Source organism: Vibrio nitrifigilis (genome assembly GCF_015686695.1).
Classification (GTDB): domain Bacteria; phylum Pseudomonadota; class Gammaproteobacteria; order Enterobacterales; family Vibrionaceae; genus Vibrio; species Vibrio nitrifigilis.
On the sequence record NZ_JADPMR010000004.1, the window covers coordinates 33,456 to 51,194 of the forward strand.

The 17,739-nt window shown below is 44.1% G+C and carries 16 protein-coding genes and 1 pseudogene; 12 read left to right on the forward strand and 5 right to left on the reverse strand.

Annotated features, from left to right (window positions below):
- The first annotated feature begins 98 nt into the window (after window positions 1-98).
- The gene (locus tag I1A42_RS16465) at window positions 99-1,088 is read left to right on the forward strand and encodes a mechanosensitive ion channel family protein (protein WP_161155979.1); all 990 of its coding nucleotides are present in this window, start codon (window positions 99-101) and stop codon (window positions 1,086-1,088) included.
- 116 nt (window positions 1,089-1,204) lie between these two features.
- Here I1A42_RS16465 and I1A42_RS16470 read toward each other — a convergent pair whose 3' ends face one another.
- Both I1A42_RS16470 and I1A42_RS16475 read right to left on the reverse strand, forming a co-directional pair.
- Complete coding sequence (locus I1A42_RS16470; protein WP_161155977.1) at window positions 1,205-2,263, reverse strand: GGDEF domain-containing protein; 1,059 nt, start codon at window positions 2,261-2,263, stop codon at window positions 1,205-1,207.
- Between the two features lie 270 nt (window positions 2,264-2,533).
- Window positions 2,534-2,743 carry a cold-shock protein gene (locus I1A42_RS16475; protein ID WP_000106983.1) on the reverse strand — a complete coding sequence of 70 codons (210 nt, stop codon included), beginning with the start codon at window positions 2,741-2,743 and terminating at the stop codon, window positions 2,534-2,536.
- 445 nt (window positions 2,744-3,188) lie between these two features.
- On the opposite strand from I1A42_RS16475, the pseudogene I1A42_RS16480 reads away from it, so the two are divergent.
- Window positions 3,189-3,377, forward strand: a pseudogene (locus I1A42_RS16480) (alternative ribosome-rescue factor A); the annotation flags it as partial.
- A gap of 133 nt (window positions 3,378-3,510) precedes the next feature.
- On the opposite strand, the gene I1A42_RS16485 reads toward I1A42_RS16480, so the two are convergent.
- Window positions 3,511-4,674 carry a threonine/serine exporter family protein gene (locus tag I1A42_RS16485; RefSeq protein ID WP_161155973.1) on the reverse strand — a complete coding sequence of 388 codons (1,164 nt, stop codon included), beginning with the start codon at window positions 4,672-4,674 and terminating at the stop codon, window positions 3,511-3,513.
- Between the two features lie 167 nt (window positions 4,675-4,841).
- Window positions 4,842-5,768: a LysR family transcriptional regulator gene (locus I1A42_RS16490; protein ID WP_196124095.1), complete on the reverse strand. Its 927-nt coding sequence runs from the start codon at window positions 5,766-5,768 to the stop codon at window positions 4,842-4,844.
- 334 nt (window positions 5,769-6,102) lie between these two features.
- On the opposite strand from I1A42_RS16490, the gene dgcN reads away from it, so the two are divergent.
- The 9 genes from dgcN (at window position 6,103) to I1A42_RS16535 (ending at window position 15,964) form a co-directional block, all read left to right on the forward strand.
- Window positions 6,103-7,125: an N-acetyltransferase DgcN gene (dgcN, locus tag I1A42_RS16495; protein WP_196124096.1), complete on the forward strand. Its 1,023-nt coding sequence runs from the start codon at window positions 6,103-6,105 to the stop codon at window positions 7,123-7,125.
- A gap of 8 nt (window positions 7,126-7,133) precedes the next feature.
- Window positions 7,134-8,099, forward strand: coding sequence for an N-acetyl-D-Glu racemase DgcA (gene dgcA / locus I1A42_RS16500; RefSeq protein ID WP_161155968.1), 966 nt, complete (start codon window positions 7,134-7,136; stop codon window positions 8,097-8,099).
- An 18-nt stretch (window positions 8,100-8,117) separates the two neighbouring features.
- Window positions 8,118-9,944, forward strand: a complete 1,827-nt coding sequence (locus tag I1A42_RS16505; RefSeq protein ID WP_161155965.1) for an ABC transporter ATP-binding protein — start codon at window positions 8,118-8,120, stop codon at window positions 9,942-9,944.
- A gap of 110 nt (window positions 9,945-10,054) precedes the next feature.
- Complete coding sequence (locus I1A42_RS16510; protein ID WP_161155963.1) at window positions 10,055-11,596, forward strand: glutathione ABC transporter substrate-binding protein; 1,542 nt, start codon at window positions 10,055-10,057, stop codon at window positions 11,594-11,596.
- 18 nt (window positions 11,597-11,614) lie between these two features.
- Entirely contained in the window at window positions 11,615-12,535 is a 921-nt protein-coding gene (locus I1A42_RS16515) for an ABC transporter permease (protein WP_161155961.1), read from the forward strand.
- An 11-nt stretch (window positions 12,536-12,546) separates the two neighbouring features.
- Window positions 12,547-13,428, forward strand: coding sequence for an ABC transporter permease subunit (locus I1A42_RS16520; protein WP_196124097.1), 882 nt, complete (start codon window positions 12,547-12,549; stop codon window positions 13,426-13,428).
- 27 nt (window positions 13,429-13,455) lie between these two features.
- Window positions 13,456-14,508, forward strand: a complete 1,053-nt coding sequence (locus tag I1A42_RS16525) for a DmpA family aminopeptidase (RefSeq protein ID WP_161155957.1) — start codon at window positions 13,456-13,458, stop codon at window positions 14,506-14,508.
- Between the two features lie 10 nt (window positions 14,509-14,518).
- Complete coding sequence (locus I1A42_RS16530; RefSeq protein ID WP_196124098.1) at window positions 14,519-15,340, forward strand: M55 family metallopeptidase; 822 nt, start codon at window positions 14,519-14,521, stop codon at window positions 15,338-15,340.
- Window positions 15,341-15,595: 255 nt separating this feature from the next.
- A complete protein-coding gene (locus tag I1A42_RS16535) occupies window positions 15,596-15,964 on the forward strand; it encodes an NADH:ubiquinone oxidoreductase (RefSeq protein ID WP_196124099.1) in 369 nt (122 codons plus the stop codon).
- A gap of 63 nt (window positions 15,965-16,027) precedes the next feature.
- On the opposite strand, the gene I1A42_RS16540 is transcribed toward I1A42_RS16535, so the two are convergent.
- A complete protein-coding gene (locus I1A42_RS16540; protein WP_196124100.1) occupies window positions 16,028-17,242 on the reverse strand; it encodes a dienelactone hydrolase family protein in 1,215 nt (404 codons plus the stop codon).
- Between the two features lie 236 nt (window positions 17,243-17,478).
- On the opposite strand from I1A42_RS16540, the gene I1A42_RS16545 reads away from it, so the two are divergent.
- Window positions 17,479-17,712, forward strand: a complete 234-nt coding sequence (locus I1A42_RS16545; RefSeq protein ID WP_196124101.1) for a hypothetical protein — start codon at window positions 17,479-17,481, stop codon at window positions 17,710-17,712.
- Window positions 17,713-17,739: the final 27 nt, after the last annotated feature.

Genomic DNA, 17,739 nt, shown 5'->3' on the forward strand with positions numbered 1-17,739 from the left:
ACGTGTTTTTGTGATGGGGATCTGCAGGTATTCAGTTATGATGCCCTATTAGTTAATGATGAAAGCATCACTGTGGTAAAGCGGGAGAAAATAAATTAATGGATAAATTTAACGCGGTTATTGATTTTTTAATGACTTATAAGTTGGTGTTTACCGCGCTAATTTTGTTAGTAATGGGGTTAGCAAGAAGCTTTCTATTACGTTTGATTCGTGGTGACGTTTCCTTCTTAAGTGAAGATCAGCGGAAATGGATGTCACGAACTAAGAATGGCATGTTTGCTAGTACCTTGTTAGTCCTTTTTGTTCTCTGGCAGTCTGAAATCAATCAGTTTGCTCTTTCTGTTACCGCTATTGCGGTCGCCATCGTTGTGGCATCAAAAGAGATCATTTTGTGTTTAACCGGATCTATTCAACGTGCGAGCTCTCGCTCATTTCGCGTTGGTGATTGGATTGAGGTAGGACAATTAAGTGGTGAAGTGATTGATCACAATATGATGGCCACGGTGATTCAAGAAATTGACTTATTACATGGGCAATATCACTACACAGGTAAAACGGCAACCTTACCCAATAGCATGTTTTTTACCTACCCAGTAAAAAACCTGAATTTCATGAAACGATATGTGTTTCATAACTTCAATATCATCGTGCCGCATTTTGTAAACTTATATCCTTTACTGCCGGATCTCTACCTACGAATTAATGAGCATTTCTCTCATTTTATCGATGTCGCAAGACGTTATAACAGTATGATAGAAAAGCATGCTGGCGTCGATCTACCGAGTGCCGAACCTCATATCGATATTGGTAGCGCAGGGGCTGGGGAACAGTCGGTGCACTTTATGATTTTCTGTCCGACAGAAAAAGCCAATGAGTTTGAACAAAAAATTCGCCAAGATTTTATGGAGCTGTTCACACTGGCTTATCCCACGCTATGTGAGAAAACAGCATTGACTCCTCCATCTGATGAGGTGGTTGTGGATGACGTAAAAGAAACGGAAAAAAAGAAGCCCGTTAAACAAACGCCTAATCAAGGTCCTCTTGCAACCAAAATGCGTTACTACATGACATCATTGCTACGTCGCTAGAGCTATACCTGAGTTACCTCAAGATGCAATATCTTTGGCTATATTAGGATTTGTTTCATACTCATGCTTGAATGGGATATCAGAGTGATAGGATATCCCGTTCATGAGAGTTAACCTTAATGTGATTCCCTACCTGCGTTTTCAGTAACCGTTTGGTTCTTACCTTGCGCTTTAGCTTTATATAGAGCTTGGTCGGCTCTACGTAAAATTGTCTCGTAATTATCATGAGAGGATGCGGATAAACCGATGCTAACGGATACTGTTTCTTTAATATCAAAATCTGCGCTTTCAATCCGTTTACGAGCCTGTTCAGTTAACTTAAAAGCTTGTTGATAGGAATAGGTGACAGGTAACAATACAATAAATTCTTCACCACCCCATCGGCCAACAATACCATGAGGATGAAATTCATCATGCAGCAAATCTGCAATGCCTTTGAGAACATTGTCACCACTGATGTGGCCATGGGTATCGTTGACGTGCTTGAAGTCATCCACATCAATCATCGCAAGATGATAACTCGATGGTGATGCATCAATTTTCTGTTCGATATAGCGTCGATTATAGACTTGGGTAAGAGTATCTGTAATTGCTATATGCTGGAGGCGTTGGTTAGTCTTATGAAGTTGGCGGTAGGCTTTATCGCGACTGAGCTCTAAGTAGGTAATCGTAACGGTAAGAACTAACCACACAGAAATAAGATTAATACAACTTGAGGCGGTAAATGCTGCTGAACGCCATATGTTTAGGTGACTTAGGAGCCAGTAGATGTAAGTGACAAACTGTATCACCATAAACAGGAGAGCGAGTCGTTTTGGCAGTAAGGTGATGGAAATAAGTGGAGCGATAATACCAAAGACGAGCGCATACTCTTTATTGCCTGTTTCGTAGATATAGTAGTGCGTCAGTGCTACCACAACACAAGTAAGCACAATAGATGAAGACAGCAGTTGGCGCTTATAGAGCAGTAAAAATTGACATACTAACGTCGCAGAGAAAGCACTAATATTGGCGATAAGCAAATCCCAATTGTACTTAATCGCGTAGTCGTAGTAAGCAAAGAACATAGAGCACAGCAGTACAAGTATTGCTGAGGTGAAATTTACGTAAGCCCGCCGATGATTAAGGCTGTTTTTAGGTAATTTTAATTGTTGTTCAAGAAACTGGCTGATCATGACGAATAAGCGCTGTGAATAAAAGAGCAAACATCTTATCTGAACGTTAAGCCAATAAAAAATAGGCAAGACATACCTAATATAAGGATTTGGGAGCAATATATAATTTTATGTAATTTATGTTATGAATTAAAAAATATTTGAGAAAATGGCAAAATAATTTATTTGATATGTATTTAAAGTAATGGAATATATAACAACATTTTTATCAGAATAAAAAAAAACCAGCGCGAGATGCGCTGGTTTTCAGAATTTGGTTTACTTTAGAAATTAAAGTACTTTGATGCTTTCAGCTTGAGGGCCTTTTTGGCCTTGAGTGATTACGAACTCAACTTTTTGGCCTTCAGCAAGAGTGCGGAAACCGTCACCTTGGATAGCGCTGAAGTGAGCGAACACGTCAGGACCGTTTTCTTGTTTGATGAAACCAAAACCTTTAGTTTCGTTGAACCATTTTACAGTACCAGTAACTGGAGTAGACATAATGTATATCCTAAATTTATCAAAAATATTCGGCCGAATTCGGCGCTGATAGCGTGGAAAAGTAAATTGCTATTGCGTACGACACGCCGGGGAGTTACAAGTAATCCAACGAAACAATGTGTATACAAAGAACTTCATTTCTAGCTGCTTCTGAGTCTAGAGTAATCTTAGGGGTTGTCAATCGAATAATTGTAGCAAGACGATTGAAATCTCTAATTTAAAGCAAATATTTGCACTAAAAGACATTTCGATGTAATTAACCTTTCGCTCACTTTTGAAAATAAGATCTGTGGCATAATTTAGGCTTAAATTATGTCCAAATAGCCCTTCAACCCAGTTCGTTACAATGCTATTTGAGAGATTAAAAAATAAGCGGATGATTCTTGACATTGTCTAAAAATAAGCCACAATTCGCGCGATGAATCAATAAGCACCTGAGGAGGTAATGATGAGTCATAAGCCGTGCTGTAAAAAGCATAACGACACCGATATAGGACGCGGTGAAATTAAAGACAACGCGCTAAAAGCAGTCGTTACTAGTCAGCTATTTCGCTCTCGAGTTGAAAAAGCGAAAAAAGGGAAAGGCAGTTTTAGCCGCAAGGCAAAACATAGAGGCCAAGAGCCCTATTCAAAGGCTGCGTAATCGCGATTTTTGCATAGGGCTCCTGCCAGCATTGATAACAACACCATAAAGAAGGCCGCCATCATACGATGGCGGCCTTCTTATTATCGATTAGCTCTTTCTTTCGAGAGTTGAAAGGCTATGCCTAGTGCTCGATTTTCGGTGAATAAATCGAATACGCAGTCACTTGCCCCGCAACAATCGCTGCAAACATAAAGAGCGCCGATAGCCCAATACTGGGAATCGGGAGAATCGATTGAGCGAACAAGTTTTGACTGGCGCTAATCAATACTCGACTTCCCGGGACCAAAATAATGATGCCTTGTACAATATAGATAGAGCCCGTTAAGTCCATGCGTTTAGCTAACCAAGTACCGTAAAGAGTAATTAATACGGTTGTGACCCAAGTACCAACGACCCAGCCTGCATCAAAGCCGAGATAGAATGGTCCCCACATACCTAACACAGCAACGGGGGCGCCGAGCAAAATGTCTTTGACCCGAGCATTGAATAAAATGCCAATAGATCCCGACAGCAAAAATAGGCCAAAAATATGTAACGGTAATGGAATGTCATTGCGATACGCTACTGCATCCATATGTCCCCAAATGGACTCACCAATATTTAAGCCAATGATCATCCCGACAAAAAGCTTCATCAATATGAGAGTGCTTTGTCCAAGCAAGCTGGTTCCTGATACTAAGTCGTTAAATGCTAGACATTCCAATGAGTTTGCAATTGATAAGCCCGGAACAAAAAGTACCACAGCAGCAATACACAACGTCCACACAGGAATCGGTAAACCGGTGCTAGCGATGGCTGCCACACAGATTCCGCAAAATAACGCGGCAATAAATTCGACGGCTATCGCTCTATGGCCGCGACAGACGAGTTGAGAAACCCACACAATCACACCTAATAGGATAGAGATCATGACGGCTTCAAATGTGCTGCCAACCAGCAATAAATAAGCAGGTGGAATTCCCATATTGGCTAACGCGATTGCCCACCAAGGGTATCCCAAAGGTTCTGGTACCGGCTCTGTACTAGGTTGATTAATACGAATAATGGTATTCGCTAATAAGCTTAAGTTAATGGATGCTGGTTTTAAGCGTTTTAGCACCACTGCGTTGTTATCATTAGGAAACTGATAGTTAATTTCAGTCGGAGAGGCTTGAACCATGACATCAACGCCATGCTTGCGCGCATAGTGCTGAGTATATTTTTCAACTTTGTAAGGTGCACAACCGCAGCGATGCAGCGTGTCACCTATTTCAACAATCTTATTAATTCGGTATTGGGACGGCATGATTTCAATACAGTGCAGGGTGGATAACATCAGTGCAAGTTATGTGCGCACCAGGGTTTCAAAACGCGCGTAAATTATCAGGAAAGCCCCCAATTGACGAGTGACAATAATTGCCAAGTCGCATTAGATTAACTTATTACTAACGATCAGAATGATGGATTAAAAAGTTATGAGTGTAACAGTGCTTCCTTCTTCAAAGTGACATGTTGATTTAGCTTGCTAATCTTTCTGCATTGAGCGCGAAATCTCTGTTTTAACTCGATGATTTGTTTGGATTGTGGAATATTGCGGCGAGTAATAAATACCAATTCGAAAGGTAATCGTTCTTTTAACGGTAAAATTTGCACATCATTGGCGTAACGTGAAGCCGTAAATAAATCTACAACACCAACGCCACCTCCGGATACGACCATATCCGCAATCACTGAATAGGTTTTAATTAATAAAGGGTTACTCGGTTGTAGATGATGAGTCTGAAGAGCTCGATGCAGCACTCTTCCTAATGGATCGTTTTCTTGCATCATTAGGAAGTTGTGTTGGCATAACCAACTGAGGTTGATTTCATCAGGGACTGACATATGTTTAGGTACAATTGCAACCATATCGGATTGGAAAAGGGGCTCGGCGAGGAGTGAACTGTCGGTATGCTGGCCGAACACCAAAGCAAAATCCAGTTGTTCATTTTGTACGGCTTCTTGCAACGTAGCAAAGTGCTCCGTGACAAGATCGACATGTTCTTTAGGTTGAGCCTGACGATATTCAACCATAGTGGGCACCACGACCATTTGTGAGCAAGCATGTGCCGCTCCGATGCGAATAGTGTGCGCTTTTTCTGTGCGAATGGTATCGGTGAGTTCGTTAATAGAATGCAGGTGGTAGGTCAGTCTTTCAATTTCCGGTAATAGGCGTTTCCCTTCTTGCGTGACAATGAGTCCTTTGCTGCTTCTGTCAAATAAACTAAATCCCAGTTGTTGTTCGGTATGATTCAGTACCCGACTTACGTTAGGTTGAGATACGTTAAGTAGGCGTGCTGCTCCGCTAATCGTACCGGCCTGAATGATGGCTTGAAACACTTCGATTTGCCTTAACCTCATTGCTGTTCCCTCGCAATTTGTGACACAAAAAATAGGTGGATACGCCTGAAAATTACTCCATGTTATTTTCAGTTTAATTCTTTTATCTTAATGAATTTATTTGATTTTTTATTTTTCCGTTTTCCAGTTTATTGTCCGATGTACGCTATGACCATCTAATATGACACAATTTTTATGTCCAATTCCAGACCTTAAATCCTATAACCCCAATTGTGTTTAATCCTTGGGTATAACCTCAAGTTATGGCCTTCCCACAAACAAGTATTCGTTTATTGAGGGATGACCATGCAATAGTGAAATCAATCAATGAATGACATTAGCTAGAGACATGGATATGCAAATTCCTCAACCTTATCTTCTTTTCCTCGGAGACGTTTCCGATCCCCTTTCTGCCAAAACTGCTCGCGGTATTCATGCATGGCGTCCAGATTCTTGTGTCGGTCAAATGCGTTTACCTGGTTGTGAGGTCTCGCTTGAGTTGCCTGATTTGACGCCATTACAGGCCGCGCAGCAAGGAGCAAAGACTTTCGTCCTCGGTACAGCGAATGCGGGAGGATATATTCCACAGCATTGGATGGATGCGATTACCCAAGCAATTAAAGCCGGGATGAATATCGCAAGTGGGTTGCATCAGAAATTAAGTGATATCCCGGAAATTACCGAGCTGGCTGAGCAGTACGGTGTGGCGTTGTTTGATGTTCGTCACCAAAAACCAGAGTTAAGTGTTGGGTCTGGTAAAAAGCGTACGGGTCAACGGGTATTAACGGTAGGGACTGATTGCGCTGTGGGCAAAATGTATACGTCTTTAGCCCTTGAGGCAGCACTGCAAGAGCAGGGAATTAATGCCCAATTTCGCGCTACTGGCCAAACTGGGATTTTAGTCGCTGGTGAAGGGATACCTATTGACGCTGTGGTATCTGATTTTATTTCTGGTGCGGCAGAATGGGTATCGCCTGATAATGATGTTGATCACTGGGATATCATTGAAGGGCAAGGGTCTTTGTTCCACCCTTCTTATGCTGGTGTCAGTTTAGGTTTGCTGCATGGCTCTCAGCCGGATTGGCTCGTGATGTGCCATGAGATGGGCCGACCTCATACTCGCCATTTACCCCATCATCCATTGGTTGAACTAGAAGACTGCGTCTATCTCAATCTTTATAACGCGCGCTTAACGAACCCTGATGTTCAGTTAGCGGGTTTTTCGGTGAACACATCGCAGTATCCAGAAGCGGAAGCAAAAGCCTATTTAGCACAAATTAGTGAGCAGTTCGGAGTGCCAGCAACGGATTCGGTTCGTTTTGGGTTAGATTCCATCGCCTCTTATCTTAAACAGCAATCACTATTGAGCGCGAAGTAGGAGGGGATATGAGAAATCTCGATATTGATGTGGTGGAGTTGCCATTATCTCGACCATTTACTATTTCTCGCGGCACACGTACCAGCGTCACTGTGGTGCGTGTCAGTATTGAACAAGATGGGTTTATTGGGCTAGGGGAATGTACGCCGACACCTCGTTATGATGAAACACCGGAAAGTGTCGTGGCTCAATTAGAGCAAATCGCGCAAGAGATCCGAGCAGGTTTGAGCCGCGAAGCGTTACAAGCCCATTTGCCAGCAGGTTCTGCGCGAAATGTTTTAGATTGTGCCTTATGGCGTTTGGAATCGGTAATGGCGCAGCAATCATTGTGGCAAAGCAGTGATGTGCAGCAACCTCAATCGGTTATTACAGCAGAAACCATCAGTCTAGATACCCTCGAAGCGATGCGAGCTTCAGCGTTAGATGCTTATAAGCGCGGAGCTTTGCTCTTAAAAATCAAACTTAATGGTGAACAGATCGTTGAAAAAGTGGCGGCTATTCGCTCTGTTGCCCCTGATATCACGTTGGTGATTGACGCTAATGAAGCGTGGTCTGGCCTAGATTTAGCTGCTTTATTTGACGAGCTCACACCCTATGACATCACTATGATTGAGCAACCTCTTCCCGCTGGAAAAGATGAGATGTTAGCTGATTTTGACCATGTGATTCCTGTGTGTGCTGATGAAAGTTGCCATGTTAGCGGTGATATTGCAGGTCTAAAAAACCGCTACGAATTTATCAACATTAAATTAGATAAGTGTGGCGGTTTGACGGAAGCGTTGAAGATGGTCGCTACCGCGCAAGAGAATCAAATGCGCCTTATGGTGGGCTGCATGTTGGGCTCATCATTGGCAATGGAAGCGGCTCTGCCTATCGCTGCTCAAAGTGAAATTATCGATTTAGACGGTCCTATTTGGCTTGCTGCAGATAGCGCTCCCTATCTGGAATTTCGTCATGGACAAATTTGGATTTAATTGAAAAGAGGGTCACGGATGACTGAACAACATACAACGCCATTACTCTCAGTAGAGAACCTAAGTGTGGCTTTTCGTGGTCACGAAGGGGTGAATCAAGCATTAGATGATGTGTCGTTTTCGATTGGGCGGGGAGAAATTGTTGCTGTCGTTGGCGAAAGTGGCTCTGGAAAATCTGTGACCTCATTGACCATCATGGGGCTGCTCAGTGATAACGCAGTGATTCAACAGGGAAGAATCGCCTATCAACCCAAACACAGCCCTATCGATTTATTGAGCTTAACCGATAATGAAAAACGCGCTATCCGTGGCAAAGATATTTCCATGATCTTTCAAGAGCCCATGACATCGCTTAACCCCGTGTTGAAAATCGGCGATCAATTGACAGAGGCTCTTCTCGATCATCAGTTATGCACTCATAACGAAGCGTATAACAAAGCCTGTGAATTATTAAAGCAAGTCCACATTGCTGATGTTGAGCGAGTGATGAGTAGTTACCCTGATGCCTTGTCGGGGGGAATGCGTCAGCGAGTCATGATTGCATTAGCGTTAACGTGTGATCCACAAATTTTGATTGCGGATGAACCAACGACGGCTTTGGATGTCACGATTCAATCGCGCATTTTACGTATTTTAAGAGACTTACAAGCACAGCGCGATATGTCAGTGATGTTTATTACGCACGATATGGGCGTGGTGGCGGAAGTGGCTGACAAAGTCGTGGTGATGTTTCGTGGCAAAGTCGTCGAAACTGGTGATGTTAATACCGTTTTTCATGCGCCAAAACATCCTTACACACAAGCACTGCTTGCTGCTGTGCCTAAGTTAGGCGATATGACAGACAGTTATTGGCCGAAGCCTTTTGAATTGGTTGGGCAGAGCAAAGCACTAGAAGCCCTCGATCACCGCACCGCTAATTATCAAGGTAAGCCTCTATTAGATGTGAGAGGGCTCAAAGTCTATTATCCAGTACGCAGTGGCATTTTGGCGCGCGTCCGTCATGAAGTACACGCAGTCGAGCAGATTGATTTCAGTATTTGGCCAGGGGAAACCTTAGCGATTGTTGGTGAAAGTGGCTGTGGTAAGTCAACAACGGGTCGCTCTCTATTGCGTTTAATTGAAAGCCAATCGGAAAGTATTCATTTCGAAGGCAAAGAGATCTCATTACTCAATGATAAAGGCTTTCAGCCCATTCGCCGTGAAATGCAGATGGTGTTTCAAGACCCTTACGCTTCACTTAATCCGAGGTTGACGGTTGGTTTTTCGATTGCAGAGCCACTGCTTATTCATGGCCTCGCCAAAGATTTAAAGGAAGCAACGCCTGCAGTAGAAGAGCTACTGATTAACGTTGGTCTTAAACCTGAACATGCGCAGCGCTATCCCCATGAGTTTTCTGGCGGTCAGCGACAACGGATAGCCATTGCACGTGCTATGGCGTTGAAGCCCAAAATTATTATTGCCGATGAAGCGGTCTCTGCTTTGGATGTTTCCATCCAAGCGCAAGTGATTAACTTGATGATGGATTTACAGAAAAAAATGGGCGTAGCGTGGATTTTTATTTCTCACGATATGGCAGTAGTGGAGCGCATTGCGAATCGAGTTGCGGTAATGTACCTCGGTCAAATCGTTGAAATGGGAAGTCGCCAAGCGGTGTTTAATTCGCCCCAACACCCTTATACCCAACGTCTATTGGATTCGGTGCCTATTGCCGATCCGAAACGTCGTAAAGAACGCCAATTTGATGATAGTGAACTACCGCCATCTCCGATGAGACTGGTAGGCGTTGAAGGACAGAAAACGCGCTATCGCCAAATATCACAAGAGCACTGGGTAGCTGAAGCGTAATTATCGCGCTGTTAGCTACTTCGAATGTTACTACCCCAAGTTCCATTAACCAGCAGCGGTTATGCATGTTGTTGGAGCGAGATTTGATTAAGGATAATCAGGAGATAATCATGACACCACGTTTAGGTCGTACCACATTAGCGTTAGCTTTAGCGCTCGGTTTTTCTGCTGGCGCTTTGGCCGCTGATTTAAAAATTTCTATGTATGCTGATATCACAGGTCTTGACCCTCACGATACATCAGACAACGTGAGCTATTCAGTACAGAGTGGTATTTTTGAGCGTTTGTTCCAATTTGATGATCAGATGAAATTGATTCCTGAATTGGCGACGAAATACAGCAGTAATGATGACGCGACTGAATTTACCATTACGCTACGTAAAGGGGTAACATTCCAAGACGGTACACCATTTAACGCGAAAGCAGTAAAAGCCAACTTAGATCGTTTATCTGATCAAACCAAAGGCCTAAAACGTAACAGTCTCTACAAGATGATTGATAAGGTGACGGTTGTCGATGATGACACGGTTAAAATCCATCTTAATCAGTCTTTTGGTGCATTTATCAATACCCTTGCTCACCCATCTGCTGTGATGTGGAGCCCGGCGGTATTGGCTAAATATCCAAAAGAAGCGGACTTGCGTATGCACCCTACAGGGACTGGCCCATTTAAATTCGAAGAGTGGTCACCCGGTCAAGATGTGAAATTGGTGAAATACGATAACTACTGGCAAAAAGGTTGGCCAAAAGTGGACAGTGTCACCTTCTACCCAGCACCAGAAGATTCAACGCGTGTCGCGTCATTAAAATCAGGTCAGGTTAATGCCATCTACCCATTACCGGCTGATCTCGTCAATTCAGTAAAATCTGACAGTAAGCTACTAGTGCAACGTGATCCGAGTATTTATCTGATGTATATGGCGATCAATACACAGCATAAAGCCTTATCTGATCCAAGAGTTCGTCAAGCGCTTAACTACGCGTTAAACAGAAATCTGTGGTTAAAAATTAATGCGGCTGATATGGGCGTTCCTGCTCATTCGGCGATGGCACCTAATGTTCAATTCTATGCCAAACAGACATCGCCAGATTATTCGTATAACCCAGAAAAAGCGAAGGAATTACTCAAAGAAGCGGGTTATGCCAATGGGTTAACGTTAAATCTTTGGACATCGAACTCCACTCCTCGCGTCCGTACTGCACAATTTGTGAAGCAGCAGTTAGGCCAAGTTGGGGTGAAAGTAAAAGTCGTGCCAATGGATTCGGGCACACGAGATTCGAAATTGTGGAATGTGAAAGATCCGAAGAAAGCAGAATTTGATCTTTACTATGGCGGTTGGTCTCCTTCTACAGGAGATGCGGACTGGGCATTACGTCCATTATTTGCAACCGAATCATGGACGCCAACGGCTTACAACGTCTCTTACTACAGCAACAAAGCCGTGGATAAAGCCATTATGGGCGGTTTAAAAACGGCAGATCCTAAACAGCGCGCGGCGTCTTACGCCCAAGCACAATCTCTGATCTGGAAAGATGCGCCGGTTGTGTTCCTAGGCACGCCAGACAACTTAGTCGGTAAACAGAAAAACTTGAGCGGCGTTTCAATGCTTGCAGACGGTTCTCTGCTATTCACTAAAGCTCAGTTTAAGTAAGAGAAGAAGGAGAACGCCTTGTTATCGTATGTAGTTCGTCGATTATTAGAAATGATCCCGGTTTTGCTGGTGGTCTCCTTACTGGTGTTTGGTTTTATCAAACTCTTGCCTGGGGATCCGGCTCGGGTATATGCAGGGCAAGATGCCACGATGCAAGCTATTGCAGCAGCACGAGTGCAACTTGGTCTGGATAAGCCGCTCCCTACGCAATATTTCCATTGGTTAAATGGGTTAATACATGGTGATTTAGGTATTACCTTTCGTACTCGCCAGCCAGTGACTGAGGTGATTGCAAAAAGTTTTATGCCGACATTCTGGTTAGCTTTGGCTGGGTTTGTGTGGTCAGTCATCTTAGGGTTACTGGTTGGCGTATTCGCCGCATTAAAACGGGGAAAATGGCAAGATTGGACCTTAATGAGTGCCGCGATTGGTGGAATTTCTGTTCCACCGTTTTGGCTCGGCTTATTGTTGATTCAATTTGTGGCCATGCCTTTTGGGATTTTCTCGGTCAGTGGCTTCAACCAACCGAGTGATATCGTGCTCCCTGCATTTACCCTCGGTGCATCCGTCGCCGCTGTGATGGCTCGCTTTACTCGTTCGGCATTTTTGGAAGTCGCACAGGAGGATTATGTCCGAACCGCGAACTCTAAGGGCTTGAGAGCGCGTTTAGTCACCTGGAAACACATTATGCGTAATGCGCTAATTCCAGTGATTACCATGCTCGGTTTGCAGTTTGGCTTCTTATTAGGTGGCTCGATTGTGGTTGAACGAGTGTTTAGCTGGCCGGGGTTAGGGTGGTTATTGATTGAATCGATTCAGACCCAGGATCAACCGGTTATTCAAGCTCTGGTTATGCTCTTTGTACTGGAATTCATCGTGATTAACCTGCTGGTAGATCTACTGTATGCCGTTGTTAACCCAGCCATTCGTTTACGTTAGGAGAAGTGGAAATGGAAAGCACATTAGAAATGAGTAGCCAAGGTCCAATCCGTTCTCCTTGGCGAGATTTTTGGCAACGTTTTATGCGCAACCCCATGGCGCTTATGTCTGGAGGATTTGTATTGTTGCTGGTTATGGTGGCCGTATTCGCTCCACTATTAGCACCCTATGATCCTATGATATCTGACTGGATGGCCATTTCGTCTCCGCCAAGTTGGGCACACTGGATGGGCACTGACGATTTAGGTCGTGATGTCATGAGCCGGATTATCTATGGTGCGCGTATCTCTATGTATGTGGGGACATTTTCGGTCACACTGGGTATGGTTGTGGGCATTGTGCTCGGTTTAATTGCTGGGTATTACGGTGGTAAAGTCGACATGTTTATTATGCGCGGTGCTGATGTACTCTTTGCATTTCCCGGCATGTTATTGGCTATCGCCGTAGTTGCGATTTTGGGTACGGGGTTAAACAACGTCATCGTTGCTGTGGCAGTATTCAGTGTGCCTGTTTTTGCCCGTATCGTGCGAGCGTCTACTTTATCGCTCAAGCAATCGCCCTATGTGGATGCGGTAAAATGTGTTGGTGCCTCAGACAAACTCATTCTTTTTCGTCATATTTTACCTGGCACCTTATCCAGTGTGATTGTTTATTTCACGATGCGTATCGGGACGTCGATTTTGACTGCTGCTAGCTTGAGCTTTATTGGACTGGGGCCTGAGCCAGATGTGCCCGAGTGGGGTAACATCCTCGCAATGGGGCGTAATATGATGATGGCAGGAATATGGCATGTGAGCGTATTCCCGGGACTCGCCATCTTCTTGACCGTACTCGCCTTTAATTTGCTTGGTGATGCGCTGCGCGATACCTTAGACCCTAAATTGAAATCCTAAAGATAAATAAAGACTAAAAGAAGAGACATGGATAGTTTACAAGCCCGTATTGATTTAATTCTTGAACGTTGGCGTGATGAGCGCCAACTCGGTTATCGCCATTTTAAAAGTGGTAGCAATGACAGTATTACTGATGTTGTTGGTGTCACCGTTGGGCATTCCACAATAGATAATGGCGAGCTACAAACGGGTGTCACGGCCATTTCACCGTGCGTAGAGAATATTTACCAAAATGCTCTCCCTTGTGGTGCAGCGGTGTTAAATGGGTTTGCTAAACCGATTGGTTTAGTACAAATAGAGGAATTAGGTGTACTAGAAACGCCAATCGTACTGACCAATACATTAAGTGTTGGGCGTGCCTTTACGGGGACAGTCCGACATGTCTTGAAAACCAATCCAGAGATTGGTCGTTCATTACCTACGGTTAACCCGTTAGTGCTTGAATGCAATGATGGTTATTTAAACGATATTCAGGCGCTGGCTGTAACCGAAGAAATGGTTATGGAGACACTTGAAAGCACCGATATAGTCTTTGAAAGGGGCAGTATTGGCGCGGGGCGAGGCATGAGTTGCTTTGCGCTTAAAGGCGGTATCGGGAGCAGTTCTTGTTATGTACCTGAACTTGATGCCACCCTAGGTGTGTTAGTGCTTGCTAACTTTGGCGCGTTGAGTGCATTGCAGTTAGAGGGAGTGCCAATGGGGAAAACCATAGAGCAATACCTGCAGCAACATGCACCGCAAGAGGATAAGGGGTCGATTATCATTCTTATGGCGACTGATGCGCCGTTAGAGGCTCGCCAGCTCAAGCGGATCGCAAAAAGAGCCGGAGCTGGCTTGGGGCGTTTAGGCAGTTATTGGGGGCATGGTTCGGGCGATATTGCGGTCGCATTTTCAACTTGCTCTCAGCCTTGTCCTCCTCCTGATGCGCAATTAGATCCGATGCTGCGGGCTGCCGCAGAAGGAACGGAGCGCGCGGTTATCGATGCTTTACTTCAAGCCACTCACGTTCAAGGGTTCGATGGGCACCAGCGAATGGCATTAAGTGATGTATTGGACGGTTTGGTAAACCAACAAAAATAGGGACAGTGAGATGAAGATTTTTATTTCAGCCGATATCGAAGGGATTGCCGGGGTTGTCGCCCCTCAACAATGCCGAGCCGGTAATATTGAATATGAGCAAGCGCGAGCGTTAATGGAACAAGAAGTGAACGCTGCTATTGCGGGCGCATTTGACGCCGGCGCCACCAAGGTTGTTGTCGCGGATAGCCATGGCAGCATGACCAACTTGCGCGCGGCGCAATTGGATCCAAGGGCTGAGTTAGTGTCCAGTAAGCCTCGCCCATTTTCAATGGTGGAAGGGATCGATCATGAGCCTTTCGATGGTCTATTTTTAGTCGGTTATCATAGCGGTGCCGGTGAAAAAGGTGTCTTAGCCCATACCATTAATGGCGCAGCTTTTTATCGAGTGACAGTGAATGGTCATCCGATGGCGGAAGCCGATTTGTATACGGCGTCCGCGTGGGAACATAAAGCGCCCCTGCTGTTGGTGACTGGTGATGATCAGTTAGAAAGTTGGATCAACAAACGTTACCCAGAGGTGAGTTATGCCTGTGTGAAACGTTATATTTCTACAACGGCCGCACAATCGCTGAGCCCTAAAGATGCTCAGGAAAAAATTCGAGCGGCGGCATTTAATGCGATAGTGAGCCAAACACAATTGAAACAATCTCTCCTGGCGGCGCCATATACGTTGGAATTGAGTGCAACGAAACCTGTGATGGCTGATATCTTTGCGTTGGTTCCTGGTGTTGAGCAAGTGGATGCGCGCACTGTGACTTATACCGCTAATGATATGAAATCATTGATCAGTTTGTTGTGTGCTTTTTCGTATTTAGCCACGACCCAAAGCTAATGTTCTCTTATATTATTAAAAAATGAGATAAAGGAATATTAAGTTTTGAAATTTTAAAACCTATATAATTCAGTATGATATGTAAGTATATTATGCTGTTTTCTTGATTTGGGTGAATTTTTCACTTTTAGTAAAGTTTTGTCACAAATTAGCGAGTTCAGGATATTGTAAAACACTAAAAAACAATCAGAATAGTTAGCGTAGCTACCACTTAGGGATACGCCCTAATTTGTTAATTATCGGAGTTGATACGCTATGAAATTATTGCTGATCCTAATGGCCTCTGTTTCAGGAGGTGTTGCCTCAGCGGATCATTTTCATTCCTTTCTGCTTGGTTTATCTATTGCAACGCTGGCGGTAGGATGCTGTCATTGGTTTGCGTTCCGTAGTTCGAAATTTCCTGAGTTAGCGCTGGTGCTATTGATTTGTGGTCTGCTTGCTAAGATTGGTGTGACCGTTGCTGGTGTGATGTGGGGGGTATCGGCTCAAGTGATTACTTCACCATTGGTATTCGCCTTGTCATACTTGTTTTTCTCTATTGTCGCGACGTATTTGTGGTTCCGCTATCAAGGGTACTTACTCTCTGTCAAACAGAAAGTGAAAGCGAAACTGATTCAGGCGTAAAAGCTAAATCAAGCTCTTATGACTTTAAGGCTCTGCACATAGCAGAGCCTTTTACGTTGTTGTCTATTGTTTCACGGCAAATTGTTTATCTAGCCAAGCATAGGCGAAGTCTTGCATGTCTTTAGTGAAAATATGGGTTTTGCTAGGCCAAACTTTCGTCACTAACTTATCTCCAGCATGATTCGCATCCCATATCTGATGGAGTTTGCCATATGCTTCTTTAACTGATGAAACAGGGAAAAGCGTGTCTTTGCCCCCGTTATAAAACAGCATGGGTTTGGGGGCAGCAATCCCTGCTACGTCAGGGTAATCAAAATAGCGCGCCATAAATGGATATAACATGGTAAATGCCGATTGGCCTTTTAACTGATTATTACCAGGAACCATTAAGCCTTTCATGGTGCCCATCCAACAATCTACGATTCCCGCGGTAATATCGGGCGAGAGAGCGGCGAGCTGCCAAGAACGAAATGCTCCCATGGAGAATCCCACTGATGCTACACGAGTTTTATCGACATAAGGCTGATTGGCGAGAAATTTTGCTGCGCGCAGGTCATCTAATGCGATGATGCCTGCAAACGAACTGCCTAAGTTGTAGAGGTTAGATGCAAGTGCTTGCTGTGAATCGGTTTTAAATCCGGCAACAGAGCGATCGCCCCAACCCAAGGCATCAATCGACAAGACAACATAGCCATGTTTTGCCAGTTCATCTCCAGGAAAGCGATCCGTAAAATATTTATGCGCCCACTGTTTAGATGAGGCGAGACGTTTAGGGTCATTCCATGTTTCGACAAATTTTTCTTTCCCGATATCAAAGCGCGCGCCATGGTCGTGAAGAAATAGCGCCGCAGGGAATGGGCCCTTGCCTTTTGGAACCAACATTAGCGCCATTACGCGACTTTCATCATCAATATTGAATACGACTTTTTGTGCAATGTAACTGCCTCGATCAATGTGATCAATGACGACAGGATCAAAGGGAGAATTAGCTTGATAGGGAATTATGATCTCTTCAGCTTTAGCCAGAGCTTTGTGATGCCAAGCAACGGGGTTGAGGCCAGTATGAAACGCCATCGTATAGGGCATGTGATGGGCTTTGAGTTTCTTATAAAACAGAGGGAAACTGCGATCAGGAGAATCTATCTCTTGAGTATCGTAGGTTGCCTTTGTGGTGGCTGTGATAGGGTTCGTGGTGCTAGGTTGAGTGTTAGCGATAGCCAAAGGGCTTAGAAAGTTAAAGCAACCGATGGCTAACGCCAAAGTAGAGAGTTTTCTCATGGGTAATCCTTATATTCGTTAGCAAAATGTATTGTTGCAAAGTATAAAAATGAAACGATGGTTTAATTTATATTATTGCCATTTTGTCGTGGGTTACTCGGATCACAAATGCTCGGTTTTGAATTTGGGATTATTCGGCGTAGGTCCGATTTTTGAATTTTACGACCTTTGAGCTAGCGACAGATTTACGGTTCACTTTTACGCTTAATGGAATGACCAATGATCGGAGCTTACAAATGGCCGAGACGCTATTTTGGGTAGAAAAGAGCATTCTTGTTTTAGGTATTCTATGTTTAATAACAAGCATGATTGCTTATGGTAGGCGTAGTCATGATTGGCAAGGTGTGATAACGATGTTTTTTAAGCGCGTTCCCTTGTCGATCGGCGAATTTAAGTGGTATCGGCTTGGTATTACTTTGGTAATTTTAGCGGTAATTTTGCGGATTGTGGTGTTAACTCTGTGGCCGTAAGTGGTCCAACAAGTCCCTGATTTATAA